Genomic DNA, 12,805 nt, shown 5'->3' with positions numbered 1-12,805 from the left:
TTCAATTTTTTATTGTCGATTACTTCACTGCGCTTCATTCTAGCAGTTACCGTAGAATCTACAATAATAGTTCTTACCAAATCTCCAACATCTGCAGTTTCCCCACCGGTAGAATGAATTTCTACACCAAATTCTTTAAGATCGGCAATCAATTCTTCAGTTCCGTTAATAATTGCTGAAATTACTTCTCCCGGAACCAAACTTTTATTTCTACCAATTGTAGAAGAAAGTAAGATTTTATTAGTTGCACCAACACAAAGTAAGTCGTCAATATTCATGATCAAGGCATCTTGTGCAATACCTTTCCAAACCGAAAGATCTCCGGTTTCTTTCCAGTACATGTAAGCTAGTGAAGATTTTGTACCTGCTCCGTCGGCGTGCATAATTACGCAGTAATCTTCATCACCAGTTAGGTAATCGGGAACTATTTTACAAAATGCTTTAGGAAAAAGTCCTTTATCTACATTTTTAATCGCGTTGTGCACATCTTCTTTACCTGCTGAAACACCACGCTGACTATACCTTTTACTTACGTCCTGACTCATGAATTTGGTTTAGACGTCAAAGATAATCAGTTTTAAATTCTTTAAGAAGTTTATAAAAAGAAAAAGCCCTGCGTTTCGCAGAGCTTTTATGATTAAGTTATCTAATCCTATCTAGTAAACCACCTATAGGCGATCCCATGAGACTTTTGCTAGATACTTATTGCAAGGCAAGCCTTATATTTTTATTCTCGATTATCGAGTAAATAACAACTCTCTATATTTAGTAAGTGGCCAGATTTCATTATCAACCAGTAATTCTAATTTATCGCAATGGTAGCGAATTTCATCAAAAAACGGTTTTACTTCGTGACAATAAGATTCTGCTTTCTTCTGAATATCTTCGTATTTGTTCGCTACTTTTCGAGCTTCGATCATAGCGCTCACTTTACTGTTAATTACTGCGATATGGTTAGAAACTTTTTCAACCAAGTCTAATTGTTCTTCAGCGTACTTTTTAAAATCTTCGCCGTAGATACTTTTTAAACCAGTAACGTTTTTAATCAAAACATTTTGGTATCTAATTGCGGTTGGGATTACATGATTTCTTGCAATATCACCTAGCACTCTGCCTTCGATCTGGATGCGCATTGCGTATTCTTCCAATTCGATTTCGTGGCGAGCTTCAACTTCTACAGTATTCATCACTCCTAATTCTTCATAAAGCTTAATCGCTTTTTTAGAAATTTGAGCTTTTAATGCTTCTGGAGTGTTTTTATTATTGCTTAAGCCACGTTTTTCAGCCTCTTTTTCCCAAGCTTCTCCGTAACCATCACCTTCAAATCTAATCTTTTTACTTTTCTTGATATACTCTCTAAGAACATTGAAGATAGCATCGTCTTTCTTCATTTTCTTATCCTTAATCAGCTTATCAACCTCAACTTTAAAGTCTTTTAACTGCTTAGCCATTATCGCATTAAGTACTGTCATAGGATTTGCACAGTTGGCAGTAGATCCTACGGCTCTAAATTCAAATTTATTACCTGTAAATGCGAAAGAAGAAGTACGGTTACGATCGGTGTTATCTAAAAGAATTTCTGGAATTTTCCCTACAACATTTAGTTTCAATTCTGTTTTTTCCTGCGGAGATAATTTCCCGGAAGTTACTTTTTCCAACTCATCCAAGACAGCCGTTAACTGACTACCAATAAATACTGAAATAATTGCTGGTGGTGCTTCGTTCGCTCCTAAACGGTGATCGTTAGATGCACTTGCAATAGAAGCTCTTAATAATTCTTCATTATCGCAAACTGCTTTGATCGTATTAATGAAGAAGGTTAAAAACTGAAGATTCTTCATAGGAGTTTTACCGGGAGATAAAAGATTAATGCCCGTATCAGTTCCTAAAGACCAGTTATTGTGTTTTCCACTTCCGTTTATTCCGGCAAATGGTTTTTCGTGCATTAACACCACAAAATGGTGACGCTCGGCAATCTTATTCATCACATCCATAATTAATGAATTATGATCTACCGCAAGGTTAGCTTCCTCAAAAATTGGTGCTAACTCAAATTGATTTGGAGCAACTTCGTTATGTCTGGTTTTCACCGGAATTCCTAAACGCATACACTCGATCTCCAAATCTCTCATATAGGCTAAGACACGTGATGGAATAGATCCAAAATAATGATCGTCTAATTGCTGCCCTTTTGCTGGAGAATGTCCTAAAAGTGTACGACCTGCTAATTGAATATCTGGTCGAGTCGCTGCTAAAGCTGAATCTACAAGAAAATATTCCTGCTCCCAACCTAAAGTAGCATTCACCTTAGAAACATTTTTATCGAAATATTTTGCAACATCTGTTGCCGCCTGGTCTACTGCTTGTAAAGCTCTAAGAAGTGGTGTTTTATAGTCTAAAGCCTCGCCCGTATACGAAACAAAAACTGTTGGAATACATAAAGTTGTTCCCCAAATAAATGCCGGTGAAGTAGGATCCCATGCGGTATATCCTCGAGCTTCAAAGGTATTTCTAATTCCACCGTTTGGAAAACTGGAAGCATCTGGCTCTTGCTGAACCAAAGATCCTCCGCCAAATTTTTCTATCGCTAGTCCATCACCTATAGTTTCAAAAAATGCATCATGCTTTTCAGCTGTTGCTCCTGTTAAAGGCTGAAACCAGTGCGTATAATGAGTAACTCCCTTATTAATAGACCATTCTTTCATTCCAGCAGAAATATGATCGGCTACTGTTCGGTTAATTTTCGCTCCGGTCTTCACAGCATCCATCACATTATTATATGCTTCTTTGGTTAAATACTGCTTCATAACCGACTCATTAAAGACATTACTTCCAAAAATCGCTGAGCGCCTTCCTGGCTCTTCGATATTTACAGATTTTCGGTTAAAGGTTTCTTCTATTGCCTTAAATCTAAGTGTTGACATGTTAAGCTATTATGATTAATAAAATATTACGATCAAATTTAAATATTTCTCACTACAACACCTTGAAAAACATTAAATAATGTTTACCCCCTAAAAATTAGGGGGTATTATTTACAAATTGAAAATTCTCAATAAATGCACCCTAAAAAAATATACATTTTATTCAAAAAATTATATTTTTGTTAACCTTAGACGTTCAATTTTATAAAAAAACGAATTAGATTATGACCAAATCAAAGTTGGAGTATATATGGCTTGATGGTAGTAAGCCAACTCAGAAGTTACGTGGTAAAACAAAAGTAGTAACTGATTTTTCAGGAAAGTTAGAAGATTGTGAGGTATGGTCTTTTGATGGTTCTTCTACAGGACAAGCTGAAGGAAATGCTTCTGACTGTTTATTAAAGCCAGTATTTATATGTCCAGATCCACAACGTAAAAATGGATTCTTAGTAATGTGCGAAGTACTTAATTCAGATAGTACACCTCACGAAACTAATGGAAGAGCTACTATAGACGATGAGGATGATGATTTCTGGTTTGGATTTGAACAAGAATACTTCCTTATTGATACTGAAACAGGTAAACCTTTAGGTTTCCCAGCTAATGGATATCCACGACCACAAGGACCTTATTACTGTTCTGTAGGTGCAAACAATGCCTATGGTAGATCTATCGTTGAGGAGCATTTAGATGTTTGCCTTGAAGCTGGATTAAACGTAGAAGGTATTAATGGTGAGGTTGCTGCCGGACAGTGGGAATATCAAATTTTCGCTAAAGGAGCTGCAGCTGCTGGTGACGAGATTTGGGTTGCAAGATATTTGTTAGAAAGAATAGGTGAGCAATACGGAATTGCAATTGATCTTCATCCAAAACCATTAGGCGATTTAGATTGGAATGGTAGTGGTATGCACGCCAACTTCTCTAACTCAACTTTAAGAAATGCTGGAAACCGTGAAACTTACGAGAAAATTTGTGAAGCTTTCCGTCCAGTTGTAAAAGAACACATCGACGTTTACGGTGCAGATAACCACATGCGTTTAACTGGTAAGCACGAAACTGCTTCTATCCACGACTTTAGCTACGGAATTTCTGATCGTGGAGCATCAATCCGTATTCCAATCGCAACTGTAGAGCGCGGATGGAAAGGATGGTTAGAAGATAGAAGGCCATCTTCTAATGGTGATCCTTATAAAATTGCAAGCCGTATTATTAAGACGGTTAAAAATGCAGAATAAATAACAGATTTAGGCTAGATTGTAATAATCTTAGATTAGGCGTTTCTTTCAGAAACGCCTTTTTTATTGCACTAATTTTATTAAATACTGAAATTAGGCTGTTTGAAACAATTTTTCAATAAAGGCCAAAAATTGAAACAGAAGTACTAAAATCTGCAATCAGATCACCAAATAAGAATCAAGATTGGTGATTCAGACGACTAATTTATGGCGTCTCATGCTCTATTTTCTATTATCAAAAGCTGTTACCTAAAAATAGTGATATAAAGAAATACCGAATATCCGGTTAGAATAACTAGGCCTTTAACTCTTCCAAATAGAAATTTCTTCGGAATAAAAGCCATGGGAACTAGTATGAAAGAAAAGGCAATCATCCAATAAATATCATTGCTCAAAACTTCCTGAGATTGCATCACGATCGGTTTAATTAAAGCAGTTATACCTAATACTGAAGCTATATTAAAAATATTGGAACCTATCAAATTACCAAAAGATAGGGCTTTCTCTTTCTTTAAGGCTGCTATTACCGATGCAGCAAGCTCGGGAATACTGGTACCTATAGCGATCATTGTTACAGAAATAATTCTTTCACTAACGCCTAAGTCTCTCGCCAACGCAACCGATCCATCTACTAATAATTCTGATCCTCCATACAAGGCCGCTCCGCCAATTACTAACCAGATAATAATCTTAAACCAGGAAGTGCCTTCTAGGCTTTCATCTACCTCTTCTACTACATTTTCCTTTACCTTTCTACTACGAATAATCAAGAAAAGTAGATAAATTAGTAGTCCAAGTACTAAAGCTCCACCTTCTAACCGGTCTATATCTTCCCCATTAAGTAAGAAGAAAAATAATGCAAATGAAAAGATCATCATCACCGGCCAATTAAACTTATAGAAGTCACTATCTACCGCAATGGGAGAAATAAGCGCTGTGATCCCTAAAACCAAACCAATATTAGCAATATTAGAGCCGATAATATTCCCTAAAGAAATATCTGAAAATCCTTCCATCGCTGCCTGCAAGCTCACTAATAATTCTGGTGCTGATGTCGCAAAAGAAACTACCGTTAGCCCAATGACCATACGAGAGATATTCATCTTAAAAGAAAGAGCGACAGATGATCTTACTAAAAACTCACCACCTACCACTAATAACACTAAACCAATTAGTATGTAAACAATATCCATACACTTTTTTGTGCTAATATAACTTAAACTTTAAAGCTATTCTATTAATGAAATACTGAATTAAAAACTACACATATAGTTTAAAAACTAAAAAAACCGTTATATTTAATTTATGAAACGACTTTTACTCTTAGCTATTTTATTTTCATTTCATATTCAGGCTCAGGAAGTGTATACTGGAAGAGTTCTAAATGCAAAAGATTCAACAGCTGTTCAGTCGGTTTCAATTTATTTTGACGGTACCAGTCTTGGTACTGTTAGCAATACGAAAGGTTACTTCAAAATCGAGAATTCATCTTCTAACATTTCACCATTAATTTTTAGATCCATCGGATTTAAAACAAGGACAGTACCTAATATTTCAGTTTTCAAGGATAAAAATTATCCAATTGTTTTTCTTGAAGAAAGTATGGATGAGCTGGGCACGGTAGTCCTGGAAACCGATCCCTGGTCTCGCAAAAGAAAACTTAATTACTTCCGCAGAGAATTTTTGGGGCATACAACTGCTGCGTTAAAATGTAAAATATTGAATGAAGATGCGATTAAACTTAAATATACCCCTTCACAAAACGAACTCATTGCGTATGCGAAAGAACCGCTAATAATTAAAAATAATCATCTGGGCTATTTTATAGAATATGAGCTTATAGATTTTACTATCAAATTTAGTACAGGAAGTTCTGGTCTTTATTTGATTGAATACACCTTTTATGAAGGAAGCAGCTTTTATAAAGAACAAAATGAGAAACCAAGAAGACGCCATTTAAAAAATCGTGAGGAAGCTTTTGAAGGATCCTTGCTTCAGTTTATGCGCTCCCTATCAAAGAGAAACCTTGCTCAAGATGATTTTAGAATTTTCTACGAGAGATTTGAAGTACCACAATATAAGTATTTCGATATTCAGCAGGCAGATCAATTTACAAAAGTGGCAATGACAAAAGACACGATTAGCATACTGCATAAAAACCAGCAATCTGGTCTTATATATAAAAGTCCGTTTTATATTGACAAATTTGGAAACTTCACTCCTACTCGAGCTTTCAATATTTCTGGCGCAATGGGACAGGCGAGAATGTCCTTATCCTTACCACTAAATTACGCGCTTTAAAATAATTACTACTTTTTTAGTTTGAAAACTATTTTTTTCGTTATATTTATCATCTACATATCTGAAGATAGACATCGACATGGAAAAGTTAACGAATAAAGAAGAAGAAATTATGCGGATTATATGGAAGCTCGAGGAAGCTTTCGTTAAAGAAATTATCCCGCATATTAAAGAACAAAAACTTCATTATAATACGGTTTCTACCATCGTAAGAAATCTTGAAGAAAAAAAATATGTTTCTTATAAAGCCTACGGTAAAACGCATCAATATTATCCAATTATTACCAAAGAAGCGTATAGGAAACAGTTTATGAATATCGCTACTAAACGTTTTTTTGACAATAGTTATAAAAGCATGGTTTCCTTTTTTGCTAAAGAAGAAAAAATTAGTGCTGAAGAATTGAGAGAAATTCTAGAAATTATTGAAAATAAAGAGAAGCAATAAAACGTGCAATTTTGGATTTACATATTGAAACATTTTCTAATCCTGGCGTTATTTTTTGCCAGATATGAACTGCTTCTCAAAAATTCTATAAATTATACTGAATTTCTTTTATCAATATATCTACTTATAAGTTTTGGGTTTCTAATACGATGCTGTGTTAAGCTATTTCAGTTGAAGTGGCTTATTGCTTCTGCAGAAATCATTTCAGAAATAAAAAAGATCAAGCATTTCTTCATCCTGAAATCAAAAATTAAAGTTGCAGAAAAGAAAATCAAAAATCACCAATATCAATTATTTTCTAAGCCATTTAAGACGTTAGAATTTCCAGTTTTATTACTCATCAATCAAGAAACCGAACTATCATGATTAATCAACATACATTCGCTAGATTACGATCTCTAAAACTAAGTTTTCTGCTTCCTCTTCTTAGCATAATGTTTTACAGTTGCAATGTCGATGAAATCGAAACTATGGAACAATCGTCCCAATATTCTTTCTATTTTGAAAATGATATTAGTAAAAAAGAGCTGCAAAACCGGGTAAAATTATTTAACCAATTTTATAGAGACTCGGTTATTATAAAGATCTCAGAAATCTCTTATCTTAATGGTCAATTAGATAGCTATACTATTAGTAGAAAATTTCCCGATGAGACTAATTTTAAAATTGGTGCTACTTTAGAAAATCAGGCTTATAAAGACAAACGCCCTAACCTTTTAAGCTTTAAGAATCAGAAAATTATTTTAAGAACCAGCAGCAATTTTCGATTTGAATTATCAAAAGATCTTAACGCCGGTATTTACAAGACAGAAGATAAATAAAATATAAACCAGTAAGCATGCAAGAATTAATTTTCCATCTTTTAAAATCTTCAGCTTTAATTGCTATTTTCTATTTGGCTTACTTTATTTTGCTGAAACAGGAAACAAGTTTTATGCAAAACCGTAAGTTTCTTTTAGTAGGTTTGGCGACTTCTTTAGTTTTACCACTTATTTATCTCACTCAGCAAGAATACATAGAATTGCCGTCCACCGAGATACCATATACTGTTATGAATGGCGATTTTCAGCAGGAAAACACGGTAATCGAAGAACCAACAGATTGGTGGCAAATTGGTTTTTATGTTTACTTATTTGGTGTTTCAGTAATGAGCTTACGATTTGCTTTTCAGATCTACAGCCTAAAGAAGGTTATTAATTCTGGATTCTTAAAAAAATACAAGAATTTAAAATTGGTGAGAACGACTAAGGATATTAAACCCTTTTCATTCTTTAATAATATCGTTTACAATCCTAAAAAACATCAACAAAAAGACCTAAAATTAATCCTGAAGCATGAGCAAATCCATGCAAGACAGTGGCATTCTTTGGATGTGATCTTCATTTCTATACTCTGTGTGGTATTTTGGTTTAATCCGTTTATCTGGTTATACAAAAAAGTTATCGTCCAAAACTTAGAATTTCTAGCCGATCAAGATGCAGTAGCTACAATAGCCAGCAAAAAAGAATACCAAAAAGCGCTAGTTATGGCAAGTGTTGGTATGCAGCCGGCCATGACTAATCAGTTTTATCAATCATTCATCAAAAAACGTATTATTATGCTTAACAAATCGAAAAAGAAAAACACCTCGTGGAAGACTATTTTAGTAATTCCATTTTTATGCCTATTCCTTTATAGTTTCAATTTAAAGAAAGAAAGTGTAGTGCTCAACTCTTCAAAGGGAAATAGATCTCAGTATACTGATACCGTAGATAATCCTGAAATCACGGGAATTGGAAGTTATACTGAAACTGAAAAAAATAACACTTACAAATCACCAAAACGATCAATTTCACTTGAGGATTTAGGTGAAAATGCCTTATATATTTTGGACAACCAAAATTATAAAAGAGATGAACTTGAAGGTAAAACTATAGTTTATAAATCTATCCAAGTGATAGCACCCGAAACTGCAGTAAAACAATTTGGTGAAAAAGGAAAAGATGGCGTAGTTAAACTTTCTAAAACCGAATTTATTGAAGATTTTCAAACCTATTTAAAAGATATAGATAAAAAACAGGAAGCAATCCAACTTAAGTTTTTGAAATTCTTAGATAAGAAAACACCTTCTATTATTACTCTAAATAAAGAAAAAAGTACTGAGAAGACGGTTGAAGAAAGTTCGAAAGATAAAGAGCGTAGTACGATTAATGGCAAAGGTAAAGTAGCGACTACTTCTTCTAATATTTTAAATGATACTCTTTATATTCTGAATGGAGTTCCACAGAAGAGCAATGCTTTTCTTAATGATATTGAGAAAAATGACATAGAAAACATCACTTATCTTGAAGGTAAGAAAGCTAGGGCTCTTTACGGAAGCCGAGTTTCTAAATACGGTGTTAAACTCTATACCACAAAAGTTCAGGATAATTCACTGATTATAAAAAATCAAAAACAAGCAGATTCTAGCCATATTATAATCTTAAGAAATAATCACTTAATTGATGGAAAACCATTATTGGTTATTAACGGAAAAGTTGAAGAGCAAAAAACTCTTGAAAACATCAAGCCAAATGATATCATTTTTATTAATGTTTTGAAAGATAAAAAAGCCTCAGAAAAGTATAAAAATGATCGTGCAGTTAATGGTGTTATTGAAGTTTACACTAAAACCTTTAAAGGTAAATTACCTCAAAAATCAACAACTTTCGTATATACTATTCATCCTAATGAAACAGATGCCGCCATTCAGAATATCATCAAAGCTATCCAAGAGACCTATGATATTGAAATTAATATTAAAAAATTGAAGCGTGATGATTCAGGAATTCTTACTAATGTAAAAATCAAAGCCAGACATAAAGGTGCTTCTTTTTGGAATGTGACGTATAGCGCTTCCAGTAGTGATTCGATTGATGAGTTTTATATGATAATGGATACTGAAAAAGACGATTTCAAGATTACGAGTGAGAAACCTAAAAAGAAATAAAAATTCTAAAAAACAGCTTCTTTTTTACTGAATATCAATATTTTAATATCTTTGATAGAAACTGACTAAGAATGAAAAAGAAGCTGTTTACATCATTAGCGAAATTGAATAAAAAAATACTGCCAAGTTATTCTAAGAAGCAATTAGACCTGGCTAATGCTAGTAAATTACAAATGGCTATTATTGGTTGGAAAACGTGGGTTACTAAAAATTCTTTAGATTAAAGAAAACCATATTCTTCTGCTTTGTCCAAAATTAATTTATCCCCTAATTCTTCTATTTCAAAAAGCTTCCTAATATTTCTTTTTCGCTTTTCAATAGCAGCTAAGGAAAGCGGAATATAATCGACCAGATTTTTTGTTTTGGTTCCTTTAGAAAGATAATATAAGATTTTCCTATCGTTTTCATCTAAGGTAATATCTCGTGTCATTTGGCTTCTAAACAATTCGCGTACCGTCTTACTGTAAAAAGGAATACCGTTGTTTATCGATAGAATTGCTGCGCACAGTTCTGTAGAACCTACATCGCTTTTGATCATGAAAGCCTCAGGATTTATGCTTTTTAGAATATTCTGAAGTCTATATTTCTCATTGAACATCGTAAGCACAACCAACTTAGAATGTGGTGTGATTTCGCGAAATTTCATCCCCAAATCTTCCCCAGAAATTATTCTACCATCCTTGGATGCAGGGATTTTAATATCCAATATGATAATATCGAAAAATTGTTCGGCATTACGCACTTGTAATAAAGCAGTATCCACATCGTTGGCGGTCTGCACGAGAATCTCGTGCTTACAGGATTGCAACGTGCTTTTATAACCTTCTATAATTATCGGGTGATCATCTACAATCAACACTTTTAAGCGGTTAGCCATATTTTACGATTTTGATTAATAGGTATCTGTATACTTATCGCTGTGCCTTCTTCACTAGACTTAAAGTTTATTTTACCATTTAGATTATTAATTCTGGATTTCATATTTTTTAATCCTATACCTTTTGGTGTCGCATCAATGTCAAAGCCTGTTCCGTCGTCTTTGATCATTGCAAAAAGATGCGTATCCTGATTTTTGAAGACTACAATAACTTTTTGAGCCTGGGCATATTTCGTTACGTTATAAGTAGACTCTTGCAGAACTCTAAACAAGTTAATTTTAATTTTGCTACTTACCTTATCCCATTCGATATTAGGGTCATTATTTAAAACCACTTCGTATTTTCCTATTATAGACTGCTCATTTAATAGCTCGTTAAGAATACTTATAAATCCAGATCGAGAATCGAATATATTGGCATCCAAATCATGAGAAATACTGCGAACCTCTTCCCCTAGCTTTTTCAATTCAGCAATATAATTTGATCTGGTTTCCACCGACTCGGTATCCACTTTGCTATTCAGACTACTTAATATTAACCGAATTCCGAATATTTTTCCAAGTATTCCGTCATGCAATTCCGCAGCAATACGTTTTTTCTCCTTTTGACGACCTTCCTCTAATTTGTTTTGCTGGTCGATAAGCAAATTGTAGATTTCTTCGTTAGATTGTTGCTGTTGTTTCTCTAATTTCAACTGTTTGTTTTTAATCTTTTGATGGCGTACTACAAATCCAAGTATTACAATAATCAGCAGAAATCCTGCACCTAAGATTATCCATTTTCGCTGTGCATTCAAATATTTGTTCTGCTCAATAAATTCATCGGTCTCATAACGTATTCGTGCGAATTGATTACGAGCAGCTCGCTCTTCTTTTTCTAAGCTATCTTTTAAGTGTATATATCGCTCAAGATGCGCATAACTGTTAGCCTTATCTAATCGTGCCTGTAATCTTAAAGATTCCATTAAACCTTGCATATGCTCCCTTCGCTGAGCTAATATTCTGCTTTTATCGGCATATTTTAATGCCTTATTTTTGTCAATACCTTCGTAATATTCGGCAAGATGCATACTAGAAAAAATAGCACCGTCTTCATCACCTATAGCTTCTCTTAGATGCAGTGCTTTAAAAAAGTCTTCAGGAATATGTTCTTTCTTTCCTATTTTAAATTCAGCAAATGCACGGTTATCGATAATTTTAGCATAAACCTGAGGTTCTTCTTTTTCTAATTCTGAAAATTCTAATGCTTCAGCATAAACATTTATCGCATCGTCAAATCGCCCCATGTTTTCATAAAGCACACCTATATTATTTAATGTTGAAGCTTTCTGGTAGGTATTATTGCCTAATTCCTGCTGAATCTCGTAGGCTTTTTTATGGTAGTCTAATGAATTTTCAAAATCATTCATTTGGTTGTAAGCCACCGCCAGATTATTATAACAGCGATAAATGTATTCTTTTGCATCCAAAGGCTTTAAAACTTTTAAAGCTCTAACCGTAGTTACTTCGCTTCCCACATAATCTTTAATATCAGATTGAAGAATCGCCATATTTATTAGCAATCTCCCTCCCAATACTGGCTTGTCGTTTTTTAAATAAAGTTCACTTGCCTCTTGATAGGCATCGTAACTTTGACGATATCCACCAATTTCTGAATAAAAATATCCACGATCCCAAAAAGCGCCGGCAAGCCCTAAACTATCTTTTAGTTGTGTTGCATAAGCTATAGCCTTGGAATTGGCTTCTAAAAATAAAGCGGAATCTATCGAAGCTGCGTAATAAGAAGCATGCAGGTAATTTTTCTTTTTAAGCGTATCATCATTAAGTTTTGAAGTCTGAATTAAATATGCTTTCAGTTTCTCCTTTCTAACTTCTAAATCTAGAGAATCCAGCTTAAAATCGTCTGAAATTTCGATAGCATCCTTAGAAAAGGACTCATCCTGTGACTGGTATAGATCACAGGATGAAAGCATTAAGACTAATAGTAAAAATAAAAAATAATTCTTCTTCAATATTCAGTTGTTTAGATGCCCAAACTCTGAATTAAAAAATATT

At 33.9% G+C, this 12,805-nt stretch carries 11 protein-coding genes; 6 read left to right on the top strand and 5 right to left on the bottom strand.

Annotated elements, in window-relative coordinates; all coding sequences use genetic code 11:
* Both QWY91_RS18980 and QWY91_RS18975 read right to left on the bottom strand, forming a co-directional pair.
* Positions 1 to 545 (bottom strand): AIR synthase related protein (locus QWY91_RS18980; protein WP_290237042.1); only part of this gene is annotated, 545 nt, incomplete at its 3' end.
* A 192-nt stretch (positions 546 to 737) separates the two neighbouring features.
* The gene (locus QWY91_RS18975) at positions 738 to 2,924 is read right to left on the bottom strand and encodes a glutamine synthetase III family protein (protein ID WP_290230537.1); all 2,187 of its coding nucleotides are present in this window, start codon (positions 2,922 to 2,924) and stop codon (positions 738 to 740) included.
* A gap of 224 nt (positions 2,925 to 3,148) precedes the next feature.
* On the opposite strand from QWY91_RS18975, the gene QWY91_RS18970 reads away from it, so the two are divergent.
* A complete protein-coding gene (locus QWY91_RS18970; protein ID WP_290230535.1) occupies positions 3,149 to 4,159 on the top strand; it encodes a glutamine synthetase beta-grasp domain-containing protein in 1,011 nt (336 codons plus the stop codon).
* A 245-nt stretch (positions 4,160 to 4,404) separates the two neighbouring features.
* On the opposite strand, the gene QWY91_RS18965 is transcribed toward QWY91_RS18970, so the two are convergent.
* Positions 4,405 to 5,352 carry a calcium/sodium antiporter gene (locus QWY91_RS18965; RefSeq protein ID WP_290230533.1) on the bottom strand — a complete coding sequence of 316 codons (948 nt, stop codon included), beginning with the start codon at positions 5,350 to 5,352 and terminating at the stop codon, positions 4,405 to 4,407.
* Positions 5,353 to 5,464: 112 nt separating this feature from the next.
* On the opposite strand from QWY91_RS18965, the gene QWY91_RS18960 reads away from it, so the two are divergent.
* From QWY91_RS18960 to QWY91_RS18940, 5 genes are all read left to right on the top strand, one after another.
* Complete coding sequence (locus QWY91_RS18960) at positions 5,465 to 6,460, top strand: carboxypeptidase-like regulatory domain-containing protein (RefSeq protein WP_290230531.1); 996 nt, start codon at positions 5,465 to 5,467, stop codon at positions 6,458 to 6,460.
* A gap of 79 nt (positions 6,461 to 6,539) precedes the next feature.
* Positions 6,540 to 6,905 carry a BlaI/MecI/CopY family transcriptional regulator gene (locus tag QWY91_RS18955; RefSeq protein WP_290230530.1) on the top strand — a complete coding sequence of 122 codons (366 nt, stop codon included), beginning with the start codon at positions 6,540 to 6,542 and terminating at the stop codon, positions 6,903 to 6,905.
* Positions 6,906 to 7,375: 470 nt separating this feature from the next.
* The gene (locus QWY91_RS18950; RefSeq protein WP_290230528.1) at positions 7,376 to 7,726 is read left to right on the top strand and encodes a hypothetical protein; all 351 of its coding nucleotides are present in this window, start codon (positions 7,376 to 7,378) and stop codon (positions 7,724 to 7,726) included.
* Positions 7,727 to 7,743: 17 nt separating this feature from the next.
* A complete protein-coding gene (locus tag QWY91_RS18945; protein ID WP_290230526.1) occupies positions 7,744 to 9,873 on the top strand; it encodes a M56 family metallopeptidase in 2,130 nt (709 codons plus the stop codon).
* Between the two features lie 71 nt (positions 9,874 to 9,944).
* Entirely contained in the window at positions 9,945 to 10,097 is a 153-nt protein-coding gene (locus QWY91_RS18940) for an SsrA-binding protein (RefSeq protein ID WP_290230524.1), read from the top strand.
* On the opposite strand, the gene QWY91_RS18935 is transcribed toward QWY91_RS18940, so the two are convergent.
* Both QWY91_RS18935 and QWY91_RS18930 read right to left on the bottom strand, forming a co-directional pair.
* Positions 10,094 to 10,750, bottom strand: coding sequence for a response regulator (locus QWY91_RS18935; RefSeq protein ID WP_290230522.1), 657 nt, complete (start codon positions 10,748 to 10,750; stop codon positions 10,094 to 10,096). The genes QWY91_RS18940 and QWY91_RS18935 overlap by 4 nt on opposite strands.
* On the bottom strand, positions 10,735 to 12,762 hold the full coding sequence (locus tag QWY91_RS18930; protein ID WP_290230520.1) for a tetratricopeptide repeat-containing sensor histidine kinase: 2,028 nt from the start codon (positions 12,760 to 12,762) through the stop codon (positions 10,735 to 10,737). Before QWY91_RS18930 ends, QWY91_RS18935 begins: the two co-directional genes overlap by 16 nt.
* Between the last annotated feature and the right edge of the window lie 43 nt (positions 12,763 to 12,805).

This window comes from Zunongwangia endophytica, from assembly GCF_030409505.1.
Lineage (GTDB): Bacteria > Bacteroidota > Bacteroidia > Flavobacteriales > Flavobacteriaceae > Zunongwangia > Zunongwangia endophytica.
This window is presented reverse-complemented; position numbering and strand designations above follow the sequence as displayed.